This is a genomic window from Streptomyces sp. NPDC048514, assembly GCF_043199955.1.
Lineage (GTDB): Bacteria > Actinomycetota > Actinomycetes > Streptomycetales > Streptomycetaceae > Streptomyces.
The window spans coordinates 177,762-198,453 of the sequence record NZ_JBICWT010000014.1 but is presented as its reverse complement, the minus strand read 5'-3'; the positions used below and the strand labels follow the sequence as shown (position 1 = coordinate 198,453).

The following is a 20,692-nucleotide window of genomic DNA, read 5'->3' as shown; positions in this document are numbered from 1 at the left end:
GGCCGCCCGCCCGGCCGGCCGGCTGCCGGCCTAGCCGCCCGCCCTACTGCCCGGCCGGCCGGCGCGGAAGGGCGAACGGGGCCCGGGTGCCCGGGTGCCCGGGGGCCTGGTCCCCGGGCGCTCACCGCAGGTCGGCGAGGCCTCGGCGGGTGGCGGCGACGACGACCCGGTCCCCCTTCGCCAGCACATGCCCGGGAGCCGTGTCCGTGCGCCCCTCGAGCGCCAGCACCCGCCAGGACCCGGCCCGGAACGCCTCCCGCACGGTCCGGCCCTCCAGCTGCGGATGCCCGTCCACGTCCACGGCGGCGATGAGCAGCACCCTGCGCTCCACGGGAATCGCGCCCATCACCTGCCGGCCCAGCATCGCCCCGGCGAAGGAGGGAGCGGCCAGATACGTCACGCTCCGGCTCCGGGTCAGCGCCTGCGGGTACGCGGCCCGCAGCGTCCGGTACACGGCGGTGGCGAAGTCGTCGTCGTACAGCCGCAGCACCACACGCAGGTCGGGGCGGACGGTCCGGGCGTACAGCACGGCCTCCAGGTTGGTGGTGTCGGCGCTGGTCACCGCGAGCAGCGCCTGGGCCCGGTGGATCACCGCGGATTCCAGTACGCCCTCCTGGGTGACGTCCCCGAGGACCACCGGCACCCGCAGCCGGCGGGCGGTCGCCAGGCCCCGCGCGTCCGGGTCGGACTCCACGCACACCACGGGAACGCCCAGTTCCCGCAGCCTGGTCAGCACCCGGGTACCGATCTTCCCGAGGCCGAGCAGCACCACGTGACCGCCGAGTCCACGCGGCGGTTTGCGCAGCGCGGAGGCGGTGCGGAAGGTGCCCAGCGCCTCCAGGACGGCCGCCAGCAGAACGGGCAGCAGCAACAACCCGACCAGCCCGGACAGGAGTTGCAGGAGCTGCCGGCCGAGGGACTCCCCGATCGCCGGGTCGTCGATCGCGAACATGTCCAGCAGGGTCAGGTAGAAGGCCCGCAGCGGATGGATGCCGGTGACCATCCACAGGGCGACGGCGAGCGCGACCACGCACCCGACGATCCCGGCCAGTGACCAGCGCAGCCGCCGGGAGAAGAGTGAGGCGAGCGGCGGTACGCCCCGCACCCGGTGAGCGGGTGCCGCCGACTCCGCCCCCGCGGCGGACACCTGTTCCAGCACCATGGCCGGCCGCCCGCCGGACCGCCGTACCTCCTCGTCGTCCGGGAGCAGCCGCGGTTCCTGCTCCCCGTTGCCCTCGGCGCCGTCGGCCGCGGGATCCGCCCCGGACGCGGAGAGCAGCGCGAGGGTGCACAGGCCGGATCCGGCGGCCTGCCCGTCCCCGGCGGAGGGGCGCTCCACGGCCCGCAGCAGCAGGCCCTCGGTCTGGACGACCTTGCTGGTGCCCGCGACGGCGGAGGCGGCCAGTGCGGGTGCGGCGGTGTCGGCGTCCGACAGCACGGTGGTGGAGGCGTCCGCGCCTCCGGCGTCCCGGCCGGCCAACGTGGTGACCTGGTCGAGGAGTTCCTCGATGTGCTGGCCGAGCCGCCGGTTGTAGAGCCGCAGGACGAGCCGCAGTTGCGGGTTGAGCCGACGGGCGATCAGCGCGGCCCGGATGTTGGTCTCGTCGTCGTCGTACACGAGGGCCAGCGCGGTCGCCTGCTCCACTCCGGCCTCGGCGAGCACGGCCTCGGTCAGCTCGCCCGCGGCCAGCACCCCTTCTCCGTCCGGGGGCTGGACGGACGTGCCGGCCGCCCCGGCGAAGTGCCCGGTGCCGCCGCGGCCCACGGAGCCGGCCGCGGCGTTGACCACGCGGTCGAACAACGCCGCCGAAGCGGCCCTGGCCCGTCCCACCACGGGCGGTCTGGCCGTCCTCTCGCTCGGCGGCACCACGAGGGTGACCCGCTCGCCGTAGACCCCGCGCAACTCGGCGGCCAGCCGGTGCGCGAGCCCGTCGTCACCGCACACCACCATGTGCGCCGGCCGGGTCCCGGGACCCCCTTGATACGGAACGCTCGCCACGAGGGAAAAGACTGCCCCAGAGAGAAGGCCGGTTCCAACGACGGGATGAACACCGTTGCCGCGCCCGCGTGCTGGACGGGGTGACGCCCGGTGCGGGAGCCGCGTGGAGGAAGGGGTGAACTCCCGGTGCGGGAGCCGCGTGCCGGAAGGGGGTGAACGTCCGGTGCCGGAGCCGCGTGCCGGGTGAGGCGAGCACCGGTGCCCGGTCCGCGTTCGGGACTCGGTGGGATGTTGTCCGGTCCGCGTTCGGGACTCGGTGGGGTGTTGTCCGGTCCGCGTTCCGGACGAGGTGAACGCCGGTGCAGGGGCCCGCGTACTGAGGGGGAGGCAGTGCATCAGCCGGAGGGATCCATCCGTGGCCATCACCGAAGACGCCCCGCCCGGCGCCGCGACGCCGGACGCGGCGGGCACCGCCGGCCGGCCGGCCGATCGGCGGGTCGCGATCGCGGTCGGGGTCGGCGGGGTGCGCCCCGCCGGCGAACGGCCGGGGAGCGGGGGCCGGCGGCTCAGCTCCCCTCTGGTGCTGACCACGACGCTGGTCCTGGCGGTCCTCGCCCAGTCCCCGATCCGCGGAGCGCTCGCCGCCCCGGCGATGCAGAGCTGGATGACGGTGTTCGTGGCGGTCACCGTGCAGGCGCTGCCCTTCCTGGTGTTCGGCGTGCTGCTCTCGGCGGCGATCGCCGTGTTCGTCCCGCCGTCCTTCTTCGCCCGCGCCCTCCCGCGCCGCCCGGCCCTGGCCGTGCCCGTGGCCGGGGTCGCGGGGGCGCTGCTGCCGGGCTGCGAGTGCGCGTCGGTGCCGGTGGCGGGCGCCCTGGTCCGCCGGGGAGTGACCCCCGCCGCCGCCCTCGCCTTCCTGCTCTCCGCGCCCGCGATCAACCCGATCGTGCTGACCGCCACCGCCGTCGCCTTCCCCCGCAACCCCGAGATGGTTCTGGCCCGGCTCGTCGCCGGCCTGCTGGTGGCGTGCGCGATGGGCTGGCTGTGGCAGCGCCTCGGCCGCACGGACCTGCTGCGCCCGCGGGCCCACGGCGCCCACGAGGGCGCCACCAGGGGCGAGACGTTCTGGAACTCGGTCCGCCACGACACCATGCACGCCGGCGGGTTCCTGGTGCTGGGCGCGATGGCCGCGGCCACCCTGAAGGCGGCCGTCCCCGCGGACTGGCTGCGCACGGCGGCCGGCAACCCCGTCCTCTCCGTGCTCGCCCTCGCGGTCCTGGCCGTGCTCCTGTCCATCTGCTCGGAGGCGGACGCGTTCGTCGCCGCCTCCCTCACCCAGTTCTCCCCGACGGCCAAGCTGGTGTTCCTGGTGGTGGGCCCCATGATCGACTTGAAGCTCTTCGCGATGCAGGCCGGCACCTTCGGCCGTGCCTTCGCGCTCCGCTTCGCCCCCGCCACCTTCGCGGTGGCCGTCGCGGGCGCCATCGTGACCGGGGCGGTGCTGCTGTGAACCGCCAGGCCCAGGCCGCCGTACTGTTCTTGCTCGGCGCCGCCCTGCTGCACGCCGGCACCACCGACCTCTACCTGCGGTACGTCAAGGCGGGCCTGCGCCCGCTGCTGCTGGCCTCGGGCGCGGTGCTGATCGTGACGGCGCTGGCGACGGCCTGGTACGCACGCAGGGCCGGCGGGACCGCCCGCACCGGGCACGCCCACCCCGAACCGCGGATCTCCTGGCTCCTGCTGCTGCCGCTCCTGGCGCTCATCCTGATCGCCCCGCCGGCCCTCGGCTCCTACAGCGCCCTGCGCTCCGGTACGGCCCTGCAGAAGCCGTACGCCTACGGCACGCTGCCCACCGGCACCCCCGTCCCGCTCTCCGTGGTCGACTACGCCTCCCGCGCCGCCTACGACCACGGCCGCTCCCTGCACGGCCGGCCGGTCCGCGTCACCGGGTTCCTCGCCCTGGACCACGCGGGCGCTCCCTATCTCGTCCGCATGGCCCTCAACTGCTGTGCGGCGGACGCCCAGCCGGTGAAGATCGCCCTGACCGGTGAGCTGCCCCCGGTGCTGCGTCCGGACGCCTGGCTGGAGGTGACCGGCACCTACAGGCCCGGGACGCTACGCGACCCCGTCGACGACGGCCCGATCCCGTACCTGGAGGTCACGTCCGCGAAGCCGGTCCCGGTGCCGCACGACCCCTACGACGAGACCTGGAACAACTGAGGGCGGACGTCGGGACACGGCAGCGGGGGCCCGCCCAGGTTGCCGGGCCCGGCACAAGAACCGGGACCCGCGCGGCGGCACAATCGCGCGCATGAACACCCCGGAGGCCGTGCGCCGCCCCCGACGACCTCGCGCGCATCCTCCGGGAGCTGGCACCCGCACGGACGTGACCGGGGGAGCGGCCGGGTGCCCGGCGTCCACGTAGGGGTGACCGCTGGAGCGGCCGGTGTCAGGCGTCCACGTGAGGGGGACCGGGGGAGCGGCCGGTGTCAGGCGTCCACGTGGGGGTGACCGCTGGAGCGGCCGGTGTCAGGCGTCCGCGCCGTCGGCGTCGAACCGCCTGAGGTCGCGCAGCCAGGCGTGCGCGTTGCCGTCGGACGGAGCCCGCCAGTCGCCGCGCGGCGAGAGCGAACCGCCGGCGGAGACCTTCGGCCCGTTCGGCATGGCCGAGCGCTTGAACTGCGCGAACGCGAAGAAGCGGCGGCAGAAGACCTCCAGCCAGTGCCGGATCTCCGCCAGGTCGTACGACCCCCGCTTCGCCTCCGGGAAGCCGGGCGGCCAGGCCCCGGCGTCCGCGTCGTGCCAGGCGTGCCAGGCCAGGAAGGCGATCTTGGAGGGCCGGAAGCCGTGGCGCAGCACCTGGAAGAGGGTGAAGTCGTGCAGCGCGTACGGCCCGATCCGGGACTCGGTCGACTGCATCTCCTCACCCGGTACCAGCTCCGGGCTGATCTCCGTGTCCAGGATCGCGGCCAGGATCTCGCCGGTCTCCGCGTCGAACTGGCCACTGCCGATGACCCAGCGGATCAGGTGCTGGATCAGCGTCTTCGGCACGCCGGAGTTGACGTTGTAGTGGCTCATCTGGTCGCCGACGCCGTACGTCGACCAGCCGAGCGCCAGTTCCGACAGGTCTCCGGTGCCGAGCACGATGCCACCGCGCTGGTTGGCCAGCCGGAACAGGTAGTCGGTGCGCAGACCGGCCTGCACGTTCTCGAAGGTGACGTCGTAGACCGGCTCGCCGGAGGCGAACGGGTGGCCCATCTCCTGCAGCATCAGCCGTGCCGTCGGAGTGATGTCCAGCTCGGCCGCGGTGACGCCGAGCGCGCGCATCAGCCGGTGGGCGTTGTCCTTGGTGTGGTCGCTGGTGGCGAAGCCCGGCAGGGTGAAGGCCAGGATGTCGCTGCGGGGCCGGCCGGCGCGGTCCATCGCGCGGGCGGCGACGATCAGCGCGTGGGTGGAGTCCAGGCCGCCGGAGACCCCGATGACCACCTTCGGGCCGCCGATCGCCGCCAGCCGCTGCTGCAGCCCGGCGACCTGGATGTTGTAGGCCTCGTAGCAGTCCAGGGCGAGCCGGTCGGGGTCGGCGGGCACGAACGGGAAGCGCTCGACCCGGCGGCGCAGCCCCAGGTCGGTGGCGGGCGGGTCGAGTTCGAACCGCACGGTGCGGAAGTCGCCGGTGCGTGCGGCGTGGGTCCGGCGGTTCTCCCCGAACGTGCCCATCCGCTGCCGCTCCTGGCGCAGCAGGTCCAGGTCCACGTCGGCGACCGCGTACTGCTCGTCGAGCGGGAAGCGGTCGGTCTCGGCGAGCAGCATCCCGTTCTCGTAGATCATGGTCTGGCCGTCCCAGGACAGGTCGGTCGTCGACTCGCCGAGACCGGCCGCCGCGTAGACGTACGCGGCGAGACAGCGTGAGGACGCCGAGCGGCACAGCAGCTTGCGGTCCTCTGCGCGGCCGACCGTGATCGGGCTGCCCGACAGGTTGACCAGGAGGGTCGCGCCGGCCAGGGCGGCCTCGGCGCTCGGCGGCACCGGCACCCACATGTCCTCGCAGACCTCCGCGTGCAGCACGAGGCCCGGGACGTCCGTCGCCTCGAACAGCAGGTCCACGCCGAACGGCACGGTCTCCCCGCCGATCCGGATCGTCCCGCCGCGCTCGGCGTCGCCGCCGGCGATCTGCCGGCGCTCGTAGAACTCGCGGTAGTTCGGCGGGTACGACTTGGGTACGGCGCCGAGGACGCGGCCGCGGTGCACGAGCACCGCGCAGTTGTAGATCTGCCCGCGGTGGCGCAGCGGGGCGCCGACGACCAGTACGGGCAGCAGGTCTGCGGAGCCGGCCACCACGTCGGCGAGCGCCGCCTCGACGTCGTCGAGCAGCGCGTCCTGCAGCAGCAGGTCGTCGATGGCGTAGCCGGACAGGCCCAGCTCCGGGAAGACGGCGACGGCCACGCCCTCCTCCGCGCACCGGCGCCCGTGCCGCAGCACCGTCTCGGCGTTGGCCCGGGGGTCGGCGATGACGGTGTGGCCCGTGCACGCGGCGACGCGCGCGAAGCCGTGCTGATAGATCGACCAGAAGTTCAACGGGACGTCCCTCATGACTCCACCATGGCTGGCCGTCTCCACGAACCGCACGGAGGCGACGAATGCCCTACCGGAAGAAGCCTAGATCCCCGGCCCGGTCCGCCCCCGACGGGGCCACGGCCTCCGGCTCGCCCAGGGACGGGGACCGCACCCGCCAGGATCCCTGGTCTCAGGTCCCGGCCGGCCGATTGCGGACCGGGCCCGGGCTGTCGTTACGAGGCCCGACCCGGCCCCACCCGGCGCGTGCGCCGGGGTGTGAACAGTGCTGCCCGGGCCGCCGTCCCCCGGTCCTGCCAGTACGGGTGGAACATCACCTGCGAGGACAGCCGGATCAGTCTCCGGCGCAGCTCGGTGCGCTGGTGCTCGGCGAGCTGCCGGTAGGTGGCGTGCCACTCCTCCTGTGCGTGGGCCAGGTCCTCGGGAGTCGATCGCATGACCGAATTCAATCACGTGTTCGATTTCTGATGCGAGCGGGACACCGGAAACGGCCGGGGCCCGATCCGCCGTGCGGATCGGGCCCCGGACTCTGCTGCGCCGGCGTGGTTCACCACGCCGGCGCTGCACCGGCGTGGTTCACCAGGCCCACGGAGCGTCGTCGGCCCGTACCTCCTGGGCCGGCGCGGCCACGGGAGCGTCGTGGCAGGCGAAGCCGAGCCGGGTCAGGGCCCTGCGCACCTCCTGTGCCGTGAAGTCACGGCGGTCCTGCCTGGTGATCACCTGCCCCACCTGCTTGACCGGGTAGACGCGGCGGCCTACGGCCACGCACATACCGGTGGCGGGCTCGGGCGGAATGCCCTCCATCAACTGCTCGACCTCGCTCTTGGTCAGGTCGAAGGGAAACCGGGCGATGACACAGCGCATGATGCCTCCACAGGACGCAGGGGGAATGCGAGGGGCGGGACGGCGGAGCCGAAGGGGTCAGTGAGGGAGGCCGAGGACACCCAGGGCGTAGCCCTGCTCGTCGACGACGGGGGACGCCTGGAGCGTCCGCAGGCGCATGGCGGCTTCGGCCTCGCCGAGCACGGCGGCGGACGGGGTGAACGGCCCCCGGTCGAGCGGGATGTCCCGCAGCCGGGTCCGGTCGGTGTACCAGGAACCGCCGCGGTGCGCGGCGAGCTGTGACCGGGTGACCAGCCCCGTGCACCGGCCGTCGTCGTCCTGCAGGAGCAGGTGCGGGACGCGGGCACCGATCAGGACCGACATGGCCACGTCGACGGTCATGTGGTCGTCGACCTGCGGTCCGGGAGCGTTCATGGCGTCACGGGCGGTCAGCCCGGTGCCGGTGGCGTGGCCGGTTCGGTGGTCGGTCTGCCGGGCTCGCTGCGAAAGCGGCGTCAATGGCTTCTCTCTTCGTCGGCTGGGCGGGACGAGCGTGAGCGGCCTCGACCGCCGCGAGTGAAGCCCGTGCCGGGGTTATCGGCTGGTCCTGCCGGAGCGGCGGCCACGGCTGCCACCTCGTCCGCCCCGCCCGCGACCGCCGCCGCTGCCGGCCGCCGGCCGCTCGCGCCGCTCGGGAGCCTGCACGGGGACGGTGACGGTGACGGGCACGCCGGAGGGCGTCCGGGCGCCGGTGATGCGGTTCAGTTCGGCCTCGCCCGGGCGGACCCGCGCGGAGCGCGCGGTGATGCCGGCGTCGGCCATCAGGCGGTCCACCGTACGACGCTGGTGCGGCAGCACGAGGGTGACGACGGTGCCGGACTCGCCGGCACGGGCCGTACGGCCGCCGCGGTGCAGATAGTCCTTGGGGTCGGCGGGCGGGTCGACGTTGACGACCAGGTCGAGATCGTCGACGTGGATTCCGCGAGCGGCGACGTTCGTCGCGATCAGGACCGTGACGTGGCCGTCCTTGAACTGGGCGAGTGTCCGGGTGCGCTGCGGCTGGGACTTGCCGCCGTGCAGGGCCGAGGCGCGCACGCCGACGGACAGCAGGTGCTTGGCCAGCCGGTCCACGGCGTGCTTGGTGTCCAGGAACATGATCACGCGCCCGTCACGGGCGGCGATCTCGGTGGCGGTGGCGTGCTTGTCGGCGTCGTCCACGTGCAGCAGGTGGTGCTCCATCGTGGTGACCGCTCCGGCGGACGGGTCCACCGAGTGCACGACCGGGTCATGGAGGTAACGGCGCACCAGGAGGTCGACGTTGCGGTCCAGGGTCGCCGAGAACAGCAGTCGCTGACCGCCACTGGCCACCTGGTCGAGTAGCGCCGTCACCTGCGGCATGAAGCCCATGTCGCCCATCTGGTCGGCCTCGTCGAGGACGGCGACGGAGACCTGGTCGAGCCGGCAGTCGCCCCGTTCGATCAGGTCCCTGAGGCGGCCGGGCGTGGCGACGACGACCTCGGCGCCACCGCGCAGGGCGCTGGCCTGGCGGCCGATCGACATGCCGCCCACCACGGTGGCGATCCGCAGCCGCAGGGCGCGGGCGTACGGGGTGAGCGCGTCGGTGACCTGCTGGGCCAGTTCCCGGGTGGGTACGAGGACGAGGGCGAGCGGCTGCCGGGGCTGGGCCCGCTGTCCCTCCAGCCGGGCCAGGACGGGCAGGCCGAAGGCGAGCGTCTTGCCCGAGCCCGTACGCCCGCGGCCCAGGACGTCCCGGCCGGCCAGGGCGTTGGGCAGCGTGGCCGCCTGGATCGGGAAGGGCACGGCCACGCCCTCGGCGCTGAGCGCGGACAGCAGCCGTTCGGGCATGTCCAGCTCGGCGAACGCCTCGACCGCGGGCAGCGGTTCGGTGAGGGTGGCCGGCAGGGCGAACTCCTGCTGCCGCGGGGAGGAGGAGCGGCCTCCTCGGTTGTTCGTACGACCGGCGGCCGGGCCGGGACTGCGGCGGCGTGTCTCCTGCGTCTGCGTCCGGGAACGGCTGAATCGGGCGGCGGAGCGCGTGCGGTTCACGGGGGAACCTTCCTCGATGCGGCGCGTATCGAGGAATTCCTCCCGGGCGCGCGTCAGCGCGCGAGGATTCACAAGAACAGGCCGAACGGAAATTCGAAGCCCTTGAGCCTTGCGGAAGCGCAGGCAAGGGATGCGTGAAAAGGGGGTGAACAGAGGACCACGGGAACGCGCGAATCAGGGGACGCACGAAGCCGGGTCGCCCGGCGCGCAACAGACGGGGCGCCGAGCGGGGTGGAGCGGACAGCAAGCGGCTGGGGCCCGCACCCCAAGAGCGCGGGCCCCAGCCACATGCTGCGCGAGCCTTACGGCTCGCTATAGTTCGCGTCTGCGTCAGGCGGGAACGATGTTCTCGGCCTGCGGGCCCTTCTGGCCCTGCGTGACGTCGAAGGTAACCTTCTGGCCTTCCTGAAGCTCGCGGAAGCCGGAGGTGGCGATGTTCGAGTAGTGGGCGAACACGTCAGCGCCGCCGCCGTCCTGCTCGATGAAGCCGAAGCCCTTTTCCGCGTTGAACCACTTCACGGTGCCAGATGCCATATTGAATCTCCCTTGGGGGGCAGTGCCGAGTCCCGCACTTTACGGAAGCTCGAGTCGCCGCGATGATCACCCCTCCGGAAAGATCCGGAAAGCTCTGCAAAGAAACAAGTCCCTGGTAACCAAAACTGCAACTGGTATCACGCTAACACAGGTCCATGGAAAACCTCACGTGTTTCGAGCCCGTCCGGCAGTTGCTACCGCCTTGGTGTCCGTATTTCTGCATCGGTGGCGCTAGGTTTCCAGGCGGCACTCGTCCGGCTTCATACGCATTTCCGCGTTCCGGCGCGGGGCGGCGCCGAGGCGGCACCCTCCGGCCGGGGCTGCGGCGCGCGGCCCCGACACGGGGCCTTGGTCGGCGAGTGCGGAGCATGGGTGCAGCGCCCGTGCTCCGAAGAAATCGGCGGATCACCCTCCTCGCATCTCAACCCTGGTGCCGGCACGTACGAAGATCTGGTGTGGGCGGAACAGCTATTCTGCCGGCATCCCGCCCCTCCGAGCGAGGCTCACCCGGTCGCGCTCCACCACGGGGCGGCGCGGCGGATTGATGGGCGGGGCACTGGTTACCCGTCGTGCGGGGTTCGGAAGCCAGCCCCACGGGGCTCTCCGGGCTCGCTCTCGGAGGGTCCTGTCAGATCACGGTGAGGGTTGGCGGCACCGTGCGGGCGGACGGATGATGGGAGAGGAGCCGGCAGGGCGCGGGGACGCTGCCGTGCCCGGCTCGCGCTCCGCTGATCCTTGGCCCTGATCCGGTGATCTGTATGACTACCTTCGCACTCTCCGAACGGCGGTCCCAGGCGTCCGACCTGGAGGCCGCGCTCCAGGAGGTCGAGCGGCTGCGAGCGGAGAACGCGCAGCTGCGGCAGGCCATCTCCTCACACGCCACGGTGGACCGGGCCATCGGCGTCCTGGTCGCGCGCGCGGGCATCAGCCCCGACGACGGCTTCGGCATCCTGCGCGAGGTCTCCCAGCACCTCAACATCCGGCTCTCCGTGCTGGCGGCGGAGATCGTCCGCCACGCCCGCGGTGCGGGCCTTCCACCCCGCCTCCTCGGCGAACTCCACGCCACGCTCACCCGCCGCGCCGAGACCCCCTGAAAGTCCCGGTCCCGCCGTACGCGCCTCCGGCCCTTACCCGGTCCGGCCCGTGCCGGATGCCGGTCGCTCGAGGCCGGTGACGTCATGCCTCTCCGGGGCCGGCGGTCACCGCCCGGGCGCGGCGCCGGCCTCGCCTCGCGGGCCTCATGCGGAGCGCCCATGCTGAGGAAGAGGGCGCCGTCGTCCTGAGGCTCGTCCTTCCCGAAGGCCGAACGAAGGCGCCTGAGAGGAGGAGGAAGTCGTGCGCATGCGAAGAATCCCGCTTGCCCTGGCCGCGGCGACCCTTGCCGGCGTGAGCGCCTTCGGTGTGAGCGCCGTCGGCGCTGTCGGCGCCGGGGCCGCGTCGTCTCCGAACATCTCCAGAGACGACTGCACGGCCGCCGGCGGACAGGTCGTTTCACGCCCCTACGCCGGCGACACCTGCGCGCTGCCCGACGGGACCACGCCGGCGATCACCTGACCTGTCGGCGCACGGCTGGGCAACCAGTGCGGCCGGTGTACCCGGCGCGGTGGATATGGCGTGACCGCACCCGCTCCACCGCCGGGTGGATCGCCCGCGCCCGTCTCGACACCGCGGGCGATCGCCACGGTCTCGAGGTCCATGGCGACCGCGTACCGCACTCGCGATGGTGGACGCCGACCGTCGCGATGGTGGACGCCGACCGTCTCGAGGCCCATGGCGACCGCGTACCGCACTCGCGATGGTGGACGCCGACCGTCGCGAAGCCGAGGCCGTCACCGCTTCGAGACGGTCCGCGCTGTCCTGGACACCGCGCTCTCCGCCCTCCTGGACGGCCTCGGGCCAGGTCGTCATACAGCGACCGACGAGGTCGTCCGCATTTCCGGGCTGTGTTGGTTCGGGCTTCCCAGCCGTACGGCTCACGAGCGTCGTCGGCACTCGGCAGGACTTGAACAGGCGCACAGGAACGCGCAGTTCCCCCGGCCCCGAGCCGGGACGTGCCGACGGTGACGGAGCCTTCCTTCCCGTGCGGGCGATGACAGCGCCGCCGTCCGCATCGAGGTGGCCCGTCGCCGATGCCCCGACTCGTCGCCACCGTCGAAGAGGTCCGGCAGGTCACCCCGCTCCAACTCGTCTGATGCGAGGCCGACCTCGCCGGCACCGCCGACCGGCACGCGGCCCACTGCCCTCTCCGGGCGCCGACGAGACGGCGCGGTGACGGCACGACCGAGGAGCCGGCCGGCGCGGCGCACCCGCCGGCCGGCTCCGCCGTGCTCCTCGACGACCCCCGGGACGACTCCGTCGTTCGGCCCATCAAGGGCACCGGCGGCGACGCCGAAAAGGACCAAGCGGAGTCGCCCCACCCACGCCTTCCGGTACCTCTCCGCGCTCCAGGCCGCCCGCCCCCATGACGGCGGTCCCGTACCCCGGCCGAGAGGCCCGGAGGAAACCCCGCATGCGCGTCTTCCCGCCCCTGACGGCCGTCACCACCGCCGCGCTCCTGCTCGTCACGGTCACCGGCGCGACTCCCGCCGCGGCAGTCCGTGACCCCGACGGCACACCACTGGTCAAGGTGTCCCACGGCGACCCGTACGCGGAGTGCACCATCGGAGCGAGGTCCCCCGACAGCGTCGTCTACCCGGCCACCGAGGTCGAGCCGTACCTGTCCGTAGACCCGCGCGACCCCAAGCGCGTCGTCACCGTGTTCCAGCAGGACCGCTGGAACGACGGCGGCGCCCGTGGCCTGGCGGCCGGCTGGACCACGGACGGCCACACCTTCCACCGGAGCACGCTGCCGTTCAGCCTGTGCGCCCCCGGCGGCGCGGACTACGAACGGGCCTCCGACCCCTGGGTGAGCACCGGGCCCGACGGCACGGTCTACGCCGGCGGCGAGGGCGTCGACTTCACGAAGAGCACACGCAGCGCCCTCCTGGCAGTCACGTCCCGCGACGGCGGCCGCACTTGGCGGAACCTCACCACCACGCACGTCGACGAGCAGCCGTTCTTCAACGACAAGCCCTCACTCACCGCCGACCCGATCCGCAGGGGCACCGCCTACCAGGTCTGGAACCGCCTCGACAACGACCCACCCGGCCCCAGCTCCCTCGACGGTCCCGGCTACATCTCCCTCACCCGCGACGGCGGCCGCACCTGGAGCACGGCGCGGCCGTTCGTCGACACCGGCGCCGTGCCCAACACCCAGACCATCGGCCATCTGATCGTCGCCGACCGGTGCACCGGCACCCTGTACGACTTCTTCGACCGGATCACCTACTCCGACGACCTGAGCACCGTCGCCGAAGCCCGCTACGAGGTGGTCACCTCGACCGACGCCGGAGAGACCTGGAGCGCCCCGGTCACCGTGGCCCGGGACACGTCCGTACCGGAGGTCGACCCGAACGACCCCACCAAGCAGCTGCGCGCCGCGGCCACCCTGCCGAGCCCGGCCGTCGACCCCGGGACCGGCACGCTGTACATGGCCTACGAGGGCTCGGACTTCTCCGGTGGAGAATTCGACTCCGTCCAGCTTGTGCGGTCCACCGACGGCGGACGCACCTGGGGGGCCCCGGAGCTGATCAGCCCCGAGGGCGTTCCGGCCTTCTCACCGTCGATCGCGGTCGCAGAGCGCGGCACGGTCGCGCTCACTTACTACGACCTGCGCTTCCTCAGGCCCGGCAACACCACCACCCTGCCCACCGCCTACCAACTGGCCACGCTGCAGCACGGAGACCCGAAGCTCCGGACCGAACGACGGATCTCGCGGGTCTTCGACTGGCTGCAGGCACCATTCAGCGGGGGCTACTTCCTCGGCGACTACCAAGGCCTGGTGGCAGACGGCAAGGGAGTACGGGCGGTGCTCACCGAGACTCACTCCGGCGCACCACGGAACCGTACGGACGTGTACACCGGCAGATTCCGCACCCGCTGACCGCAGTGAGCGGCGGACACCACGCTGTCCGCCGTCTCCACGGGCCGCCCCACCGCGTGGGCCCCTCCCTCGGGGAGGACGTCGAGAGTGCCGGCGGTGCGGCCGTACGGCCCTGACTCGCCGGCAGCCGCACGGCTCTGACTCGCCGGCAGGTGAATCCCGCAGTCCGCTGCGCTCGCGCGACCACAGCGGGCTGCGCTCGCGCGACGGCGTTCGGGGGAGCAGTCCGGGAGCGGGCGTCCCCGGCGGTGGTGGAGGACCACCAACAGCGGATCCGCCCCGTGTGCCAGGTTGGTGCGGTGGTCATGGACGGAGTCTTCGCCGGCGCTCGGCAGCGGTCGTGGTCACTCGGGAACAACCGCATCACCGCGGCTCCTCGGGTCATCTCCCCGGCCCGACCGGGTGGTCACCCACCCGAGGCCCCTGGGAACGCCACCATCGCCGACCAGCAGAGGACCTGGAGGCGAACCCTCGGCGGGCATCATCACGCGCGCAGGTCCGTCGACATGACACTTCCTTTACCCATTTACCCTATGGTCGGAAGCCGCAGCTGCGAACCGGGGGAGGCGACAGCGATGGGTGACGGCAAGGTGCCCGGCAAGGTCCTGGACATCAAGACGGCCGACATCAAGGCGGCGGCACCTGCCTTCCACCAGGGCGCCATCGATCTGAGCAAGGCGCTGACCACGCTCATCAAGACCCTGGACGGCCTGGGCGAGCCCTGGGGGCACGACGAACAGGGCGACAAGTTCGGCAACGCCTACAAGCCGCAGCAGAAGAAGATCGAGAGCGCGGCGGGCATTTTGGTGCTCGGACTGACGAGCATTCACGAGGCCATGGTGGACCTCTCGGACGGGCAAGTGGACAACGACCAGCTGATCGCAGGCATGTTCACACAGGTGAAGACCAGCAAGCAGAGCGACGGTGCCGGTGAGCGTTGAGGACAAAGCCCGCCACATTCTTCTCAAGCTGGGCATGTGGTGGCCCGAGGCGGACTCCGGCAAGCTCCGAAACGCGGCGGAAGCCTGGCGTACCTTCGCGGGGGCCGTGGACGACGTCCGCTCCCCGGTGCACCGCAGCGCCGCCTCGATCATCCATCACAACACCGGTGAGTCCATCGAGGCGTTCGAGAAGTTCTGGGGCCGCTACGCCAAGGACCAGGACGGCGGCTGGCTGAGCGACCTCGCGAAGTCCTCGCGGGAGATGGCCAAGGCGCTCGAGAAGTTCGCCGACGCCATCGACGACGCGATCAACAAGCTGTGGACGCAGATCGGGATCGACGCGGCCGTGATCGCGGGCGGTGTGGCGCTCGCCTTCTTCACCGCGGGCCTCGCCTCCGGGGCGGCAGTCGCGGCGGCGGACGCGGTCATCGAGTTCGGTGCGACGATGGGCATCGCCGTCACCACGACGGTCGCGGAGATCGCCGCAGGCACGCTCGTCGCCGCCGCCTTCGGCGGGGTCGAATCGGTCGCCGTCGACCTCGCCGTGGCCCAGCCGCTGAAGATGGCGACCGGGCTGCAGGACGGTTTCAGCCTGGACGAGGTCAACCAGGCCGCCAAGGACGGCATGATCTTCGGCGGCGCGCTCGGAGCCGGCGGTGGCGTGCTGAAGGCGAGCATCGAGGGCGGGCTCGCCGACACGACCCCGCTGCTGCTGCGCCCGCCGTCGCTCCGTCCCGACCTGGTCGAGCTGGGCCCGGCGGCCCGCAACGCCGAGCGCACCCCGTGCGTGGGCGAGCCGATCGACGTGGCGACCGGCGCGATGCTGATGACCGCGACGGACTTGACCCTGCCCGGCGCGCTCCCGTTCGAGTTCACGCGTACCCACCTGTCTTCCTACCGGGGCGGCGTCTGCTTCGGCCCGACCTGGATATCGACCCTCGACGAGTGCCTGCAGATCGACGGCGAGGGCGTCGTCTTCGCGGCGGCCGACGGCATGCGCCTGGTGTACCCGGTGCCGGAACCGGGCGTACCGGCCATGCCGGCCAAGGGCCCGCGCTGGCCGCTGGAGTGGGACGGCAAGCCGGACGGCGCGATGACGGTCACGGACCCGTCGACCGGCGTGACCCGCACCTTCGCCGCCCCCGTCCCGTCCCCCACCTTCGGCGTCTTCCACCTGGCGCTCGATTCCTGGAGCGACCGCAACGGCAACCGCGTCGACGTCGAACGCGACGACGAGGGCATACCGTTCGGCATCCGCCACTCCGGTGGCTACTACGTCGCCGTCGACACCCAGGGCCCCCGCATCACCGCCCTGCGCCTCCTGGACGAGCCGCCCTCCCGCTACCGCCCGGCCACCACGCCCGACGAGGGCACGGTGGTCATGCGCTACGCCTACGACACGTCCGGCAACCTCACCGAGGTCATCAACTCCAGCGGCGATCCCATGCGCTTCGCCTACGACGCCGAGGGCCGTGTCACCCGCTGGACCGACCGCAACGGCACCTGGTTCTCCTACGTCTACGACGACCGCGGCCGGGTGACCCGCACCGAGGGCATCGACGGCATCCTCTCCGGCATCCTCACCTACGACGACACCGCCCGCAGCACGACCTACACCGACTCCCAGGGCCACACCTCGGTCCACCGGTACAACGCCGAGGGCCTGGTGGTGGAAGCGACGGACCCGCTCGGCCACGTCACCCGCACCGAGTGGGACGAGCACGGCGCCGCACCACTGACGGTCACCGACCCCCTGGGCCGCACGACCCGGTACGCCTACGACGACGCCGGCGACATCACCGTACTGACCCTCCCCGACGGTTCGGAGGCACGGGCCGCGTACAACGCGCTCGGACTGCCGACCGAGGTCGTGGAGCCGGGCGGCGCCCGCTGGCGGCAGACCTACGACGAGCGGGGCAACCTGCTGACCACCCAGGACCCGCTCGGCGCCGAGACCCGGTTCGCGCACGACGAAAGGGGCCGGCCGACGGCGATCACCGATGCCCTCGGTCACACCCGGACGGTCGCCTACGACGCGGCAGGCCTGCCCGTCGCCCTCACGGACGAACTGGGCCACACGACGACGGTCCGCCGCGACACCTTCGGCCGCGTCATCGAGGTGACCGACCCCCTCGGCCACAGCACCCGCCTGGGCTGGACGACCGAGGGCAAGCTGTCCTGGCGGGAACAGCCCGACGGCACCCGCGAGTCCTGGACATGGGACGCCGAAGGCAACCTCGTCACCCACACCGATCCAGCGGGCAACACCACTCACCAGACGGCCGCGCCCTTCGACCTCCCGGCCGACCGCACCGACCCGGACGGCACCCGGTACGCATTCACGTACGACACCGAACTGCGCCTGACCGGGGTCACCAACCCCGACGGGCGGACCTGGTCGTACATCTACGACGAGGCCGGCCGGCTGATCGCGGAGACGGACTTCAACGGGCGCACGCTGACGTACGCGCACAACGCTGCGGGGGAACTGATCGCCCGGACCAACGGCACCGGCGAGGTCATACGCTTCACGCTGGACGCGTGCGGCCGGGTCACGACCCGGCAGGACGACTCCGGTGAGATCACGACGTACGAATACGGGCTGGACGGCGGGCTCCGGCGCGCGGTCAACGCGGATGCCGAAGTGGCGTTCGAGCGGGACGCGCTGGGGCGAATCCTGGCGGAGACGGTCAACGGCCGGCCATCGACCTTCGAGTACGACGCCGCCGGTCGTCGTACTCGCCGCGTGACACCCTCCGGTCTGGCATCGGAATGGGCGTACGACGCGGCCGGACGCCCGATCATGCTGCGCTCCGAGGTGGGCTCGGTCGGTTTCACCTACGACGAGGCGGGGCGTGAGACCGAGCGACGGTTGGGTGAGGCGGTGAGACTGACCCAGAGCTGGAGCCCCACCGGGCGGTTGAACGATCAGTCGTTGGTCTCGACTCTGACAGGTGCGGGGCCGGAGCGCCTGCTCCAGCACCGCACGTACGCCTACCGGGCCGACGGACATCTCACGGAGATCCGCGAACTGACCTCCGGTACGCGTCGCTACGATGTGGACGCCATGGGCCGGGTGACGGGCGTACGGGCACACGGATGGACCGAGACCTATGCCTACGACGCGGCCGGCAACCTGCTCCAAGCATCGGCCCCCGGCCATGCATCCGAAGGCGGGCGCAGGTTCGAGGGAACACTCGTCCGCCATGCGGGGCGCACGACGTTCGAGCACGACGCACAGGGGCGCCTGGTCCGCCGGACACGCAGGCTCCTCAATGGGCAGAAGCGCCTGTGGACCTATGCGTGGGATGCCGAGGACCGACTGAAAGAGGTGGTCACACCCGAGGGTGACCACTGGCTCTACCGCTATGACCCGATGGGTCGGCGCATCTTCAAACATCGCGTCGGCGAGGACGGTTCAGCAGCGGATCGCATCGATTTCGCGTGGGACGACACGCGCCTTGCGGAACAGGTCGATGCGGACGGCAGGATCACCACCTGGGACTATGAGCCAGGGACCCATCGCCCGGTCGCGCAGACCGACCGGCGGGAGTCGCCGGCCGAAACCTCGTTCCTCGCCCGGCTGGCCGAGGAGAGCAGCCCTGACATGGGGCCACGTTTCCACGCCGTGATCACGGACGCCGTCGGCACGCCCATGGAACTGGTCTCTCCCTCCGCCGACCTTGCGTGGCAGTCCCGCACCACGCTATGGGGCACCAGGTTTCCCTCTGCCCCGGACTCCGAGGCGGCTGTCGACTGCCGGCTGCGGTTCCCGGGGCAGTACGCCGACGGGGAGACGGGCCTCGACTACAACCTGTTGCGTTACTACGACCCCGAAACGGGCGGATACCTCACATCGGACCCCATGGGCCTCCTGGCCGGCCCCAACCCCCATGCCTACGTCGGCAACCCGGGGAGCGAGTCCGATCCGCTGGGCCTGTTCACGTGCAAGGTCGACAACGCGCTCAAGAGCTGGCAGAGCCGCAAATACCAGTTCGGAAGCCATGAGTTCGCGCTCGACAAGAAGGGCATGGCGCATGTCCTGGAAAGGCATCACCCGGAATACTGGGACGGGTCCGTCAAGGCGAAGCAGTCGTTCCTCGACGGGAAGATGTCCGTCCAGGATGTGCAGGATGCCATCACGGAGACGCTGAAGCAGAACCGGGAAAAACTCGTCTCGCGCGGCCCGATGGGCATGTACCAGATCGAGGGTCGAGTGAACGGCGTGGACTACGTCCTCGGCATCAAGAACGGCCGCATCGGCCAATTTTATCCCGGAACCCTCGACAAGTAGGCTGGCCGTATGATCGACATCACGTCCTACCTGCGCACCAAGTCGGGATCGTTCGTCAAGGTGGCGGAGGCAGGCTCTCCTCCTGCGGATCCTTCGTATGTCGAGGGCGCTATCGATATGACTGTCAACGGTGTACGCATCCTGGACCAGGAGCTCTGGGATTATGTCGATGAACTCTGGGCTTATATCGGTGACATGCTCCAAAAGCTCGCGAGCGAGGGCGAGGCGTCGACCTACTTTCCGGATCAGCCGATCCGCTTGTCGTTCAAACGCCTGGGTGGCGGCCTCGTTCTCGTGTCACTCACCTATGATGACGTCAAGCGGACCGTTTCCATCGAGGAACGGGAACTCGTGGACGCCTTGCAGCGGTCCGGCACGGAATTCTTCACAAGGATGAAAGAGCTGCTTCCCGAGAACGCCCTGGGTTATGACGACGCCTTGACGCGGCTCACGAGCTGAAGCTGCCGGCAGAAGCCCGGGGCGCCCCGATCGAGCGGCTGCCCAGGCTCGCCGAATCCCTCGCGGCCACGCGCGACCTCGCCACCGCGATCAGCGAACTCCGAGCGGCGCGCGCGGACCTGACCACTCCGGCCCACTGCGAGCCGCCGCCGAAGGGCACTGGGCCGGCATCCCCACCCGTCAGTCCTGGCAGCCACACCCCGCGGCGGACTTGGCCTCGGCCGCGCTGAAGGCGGGGTCAGTGGCTGCTTCGGCCGGGGTGCAGCAGGCGTTGACGCCGCAGCACGTGTCGGCCGACCGGTCAGCCTCGGAGGAGGTGCCGGCGGTCACCGGCTTGGTGGCCCGGACGATCGCGGAGTGCATGCCGTCCGCCACGGAGTGGGTCGGGGTTATCTCGATGTCGTTGAAGCCGGCGGCTTCGAGGCCGGCGCGGTACTCGGCGAAGGAGAGGGCGCCGGCGATGCAGCCGACGTGGTCGCCACGCTCCGCGCGCTGCTCCGGCGTGAGTGCGTCGTCGGCGACGACGTCCGAGACGCCGATACGGCCGCCGGGCTTGAGGGCGCGGAAGGTCTCGGCGAAGACGGCGGCCTTGTCGACGGACAGGTTGATCACGCAGTTGGAGATGACCACGTCGATGGTGTTCGCGGGCAGTGGGATGGCTTCGATCGTGCCCTTGAGGAACTCCACGTTGGTGGCGCCCGCCTTCTCGGCGTTGGCCAGCGCGAGGGCGAGCATCTCCTCGGTCATGTCCAGCCCGTACACCTTGCCGGTCGGTCCGACGCGGCGGGCGGAGAGCAGAACGTCGATGCCGCCGCCGGAACCGAGGTCCAGGACGCGTTCGCCCTCGCGGAGTTCTGCTACGGCGGTCGGGTTGCCGCAGCCGAGGGAGGCGGCGACCGCTTCGGCGGGGAGGGTGTCGCGTTCGTCGGTGGCGTAGAGCGTGGAGCCGAAGTTCTCGTCGACCTCGACGGGCTCGGGTCCGCAGCAGGCGGCGCCGCCCTCGGTGACCTGCACGGCTGCGGCTGCGTAGCGCCGGCGGACGGTCTCACGCAAGTCGGTGGACTGCTCGCTCATCACTTCACTCC

At 71.7% G+C, this 20,692-nt stretch carries 17 protein-coding genes; 9 read left to right on the top strand and 8 right to left on the bottom strand.

The features are described from left to right. Positions 1 to 121: 121 nt before the first annotated feature. Complete coding sequence (locus tag ACGFT2_RS29515) at positions 122 to 1,951, bottom strand: NAD-binding protein (RefSeq protein ID WP_393284049.1); 1,830 nt, start codon at positions 1,949 to 1,951, stop codon at positions 122 to 124. Between the two features lie 403 nt (positions 1,952 to 2,354). Between ACGFT2_RS29515 and ACGFT2_RS29510 the strand changes: the two genes are divergently transcribed. Beyond that, on the top strand, positions 2,355 to 3,446 hold the full coding sequence (locus ACGFT2_RS29510; protein ID WP_393283874.1) for a permease: 1,092 nt from the start codon (positions 2,355 to 2,357) through the stop codon (positions 3,444 to 3,446). Beyond that, positions 3,443 to 4,156 (top strand): TIGR03943 family putative permease subunit, encoded by a 714-nt coding sequence (locus ACGFT2_RS29505; protein ID WP_393283871.1) that lies wholly within the window; start codon positions 3,443 to 3,445, stop codon positions 4,154 to 4,156. Before ACGFT2_RS29510 ends, ACGFT2_RS29505 begins: the two co-directional genes overlap by 4 nt. 309 nt (positions 4,157 to 4,465) lie before the next feature. Here the strand turns inward: ACGFT2_RS29505 and ACGFT2_RS29500 are convergent, their stop codons facing one another. The 6 genes from ACGFT2_RS29500 to ACGFT2_RS29475 all read right to left on the bottom strand — a co-directional run bounded on the left by ACGFT2_RS29500 (position 4,466) and on the right by ACGFT2_RS29475 (position 9,931). Further along, positions 4,466 to 6,526 (bottom strand): NAD(+) synthase, encoded by a 2,061-nt coding sequence (locus tag ACGFT2_RS29500; RefSeq protein WP_393283868.1) that lies wholly within the window; start codon positions 6,524 to 6,526, stop codon positions 4,466 to 4,468. Positions 6,527 to 6,723: 197 nt separating this feature from the next. Then, a complete protein-coding gene (locus ACGFT2_RS29495; RefSeq protein WP_393283866.1) occupies positions 6,724 to 6,945 on the bottom strand; it encodes a hypothetical protein in 222 nt (73 codons plus the stop codon). Between the two features lie 139 nt (positions 6,946 to 7,084). Further along, the gene (locus tag ACGFT2_RS29490) at positions 7,085 to 7,372 is read right to left on the bottom strand and encodes an SCO5918 family protein (RefSeq protein ID WP_393283864.1); all 288 of its coding nucleotides are present in this window, start codon (positions 7,370 to 7,372) and stop codon (positions 7,085 to 7,087) included. A gap of 57 nt (positions 7,373 to 7,429) precedes the next feature. Further along, a complete protein-coding gene (locus ACGFT2_RS29485; RefSeq protein WP_393284046.1) occupies positions 7,430 to 7,765 on the bottom strand; it encodes a CBS domain-containing protein in 336 nt (111 codons plus the stop codon). A 159-nt stretch (positions 7,766 to 7,924) separates the two neighbouring features. Next, positions 7,925 to 9,397 carry a DEAD/DEAH box helicase gene (locus tag ACGFT2_RS29480; protein WP_393283861.1) on the bottom strand — a complete coding sequence of 491 codons (1,473 nt, stop codon included), beginning with the start codon at positions 9,395 to 9,397 and terminating at the stop codon, positions 7,925 to 7,927. A 330-nt stretch (positions 9,398 to 9,727) separates the two neighbouring features. After that, positions 9,728 to 9,931, bottom strand: coding sequence for a cold-shock protein (locus ACGFT2_RS29475; RefSeq protein WP_007383480.1), 204 nt, complete (start codon positions 9,929 to 9,931; stop codon positions 9,728 to 9,730). Positions 9,932 to 10,689: 758 nt separating this feature from the next. Between ACGFT2_RS29475 and ACGFT2_RS29470 the strand changes: the two genes are divergently transcribed. From ACGFT2_RS29470 to ACGFT2_RS29440, 7 genes are all read left to right on the top strand, one after another. After that, positions 10,690 to 11,025 (top strand): ANTAR domain-containing protein, encoded by a 336-nt coding sequence (locus ACGFT2_RS29470; protein WP_393283858.1) that lies wholly within the window; start codon positions 10,690 to 10,692, stop codon positions 11,023 to 11,025. Positions 11,026 to 11,272: 247 nt separating this feature from the next. Continuing rightward, entirely contained in the window at positions 11,273 to 11,485 is a 213-nt protein-coding gene (locus tag ACGFT2_RS29465; RefSeq protein ID WP_393284043.1) for a hypothetical protein, read from the top strand. 955 nt (positions 11,486 to 12,440) lie between these two features. Further along, a complete protein-coding gene (locus ACGFT2_RS29460; RefSeq protein ID WP_393283856.1) occupies positions 12,441 to 13,913 on the top strand; it encodes a sialidase family protein in 1,473 nt (490 codons plus the stop codon). Positions 13,914 to 14,488: 575 nt separating this feature from the next. Further along, a complete protein-coding gene (locus tag ACGFT2_RS29455) occupies positions 14,489 to 14,854 on the top strand; it encodes a hypothetical protein (RefSeq protein ID WP_393283854.1) in 366 nt (121 codons plus the stop codon). A 34-nt stretch (positions 14,855 to 14,888) separates the two neighbouring features. Then, positions 14,889 to 19,148, top strand: coding sequence for a DUF6531 domain-containing protein (locus ACGFT2_RS29450; protein ID WP_393284041.1), 4,260 nt, complete (start codon positions 14,889 to 14,891; stop codon positions 19,146 to 19,148). Positions 19,149 to 19,157: 9 nt separating this feature from the next. Then, a complete protein-coding gene (locus tag ACGFT2_RS29445; RefSeq protein ID WP_393283851.1) occupies positions 19,158 to 19,607 on the top strand; it encodes a hypothetical protein in 450 nt (149 codons plus the stop codon). Further along, entirely contained in the window at positions 19,604 to 19,837 is a 234-nt protein-coding gene (locus ACGFT2_RS29440; protein ID WP_393284038.1) for a DUF6177 family protein, read from the top strand. Before ACGFT2_RS29445 ends, ACGFT2_RS29440 begins: the two co-directional genes overlap by 4 nt. Here ACGFT2_RS29440 and arsM read toward each other — a convergent pair. Continuing rightward, positions 19,788 to 20,681, bottom strand: a complete 894-nt coding sequence (arsM, locus tag ACGFT2_RS29435; RefSeq protein ID WP_393283848.1) for an arsenite methyltransferase — start codon at positions 20,679 to 20,681, stop codon at positions 19,788 to 19,790. The two genes, ACGFT2_RS29440 and arsM, sit on opposite strands and share 50 nt — an antisense overlap. Positions 20,682 to 20,692: the final 11 nt, after the last annotated feature.

What these genes read in the sequence shown, in the direction of transcription:
- ACGFT2_RS29500 (WP_393283868.1), bottom strand. Translation starts at nt 6,526, where the DNA reads ATGAGGGACGTCCCGTTGAACTTCTGGTCGATCTATCAGCACGGCTTC.
- ACGFT2_RS29445 (WP_393283851.1), top strand. Translation starts at nt 19,158, where the DNA reads ATGATCGACATCACGTCCTACCTGCGCACCAAGTCGGGATCGTTCGTC.
- ACGFT2_RS29450 (WP_393284041.1), top strand. Translation starts at nt 14,889, where the DNA reads ATGTGGTGGCCCGAGGCGGACTCCGGCAAGCTCCGAAACGCGGCGGAA.
- ACGFT2_RS29495 (WP_393283866.1), bottom strand. Translation starts at nt 6,945, where the DNA reads ATGCGATCGACTCCCGAGGACCTGGCCCACGCACAGGAGGAGTGGCAC.
- ACGFT2_RS29455 (WP_393283854.1), top strand. Translation starts at nt 14,489, where the DNA reads ATGGGTGACGGCAAGGTGCCCGGCAAGGTCCTGGACATCAAGACGGCC.
- ACGFT2_RS29470 (WP_393283858.1), top strand. Translation starts at nt 10,690, where the DNA reads ATGACTACCTTCGCACTCTCCGAACGGCGGTCCCAGGCGTCCGACCTG.
- ACGFT2_RS29515 (WP_393284049.1), bottom strand. Translation starts at nt 1,951, where the DNA reads ATGGTGGTGTGCGGTGACGACGGGCTCGCGCACCGGCTGGCCGCCGAG.
- ACGFT2_RS29485 (WP_393284046.1), bottom strand. Translation starts at nt 7,765, where the DNA reads ATGAACGCTCCCGGACCGCAGGTCGACGACCACATGACCGTCGACGTG.
- ACGFT2_RS29460 (WP_393283856.1), top strand. Translation starts at nt 12,441, where the DNA reads ATGCGCGTCTTCCCGCCCCTGACGGCCGTCACCACCGCCGCGCTCCTG.
- ACGFT2_RS29475 (WP_007383480.1), bottom strand. Translation starts at nt 9,931, where the DNA reads ATGGCATCTGGCACCGTGAAGTGGTTCAACGCGGAAAAGGGCTTCGGC.
- ACGFT2_RS29490 (WP_393283864.1), bottom strand. Translation starts at nt 7,372, where the DNA reads ATGCGCTGTGTCATCGCCCGGTTTCCCTTCGACCTGACCAAGAGCGAG.
- ACGFT2_RS29465 (WP_393284043.1), top strand. Translation starts at nt 11,273, where the DNA reads ATGCGAAGAATCCCGCTTGCCCTGGCCGCGGCGACCCTTGCCGGCGTG.
- arsM (WP_393283848.1), bottom strand. Translation starts at nt 20,681, where the DNA reads ATGAGCGAGCAGTCCACCGACTTGCGTGAGACCGTCCGCCGGCGCTAC.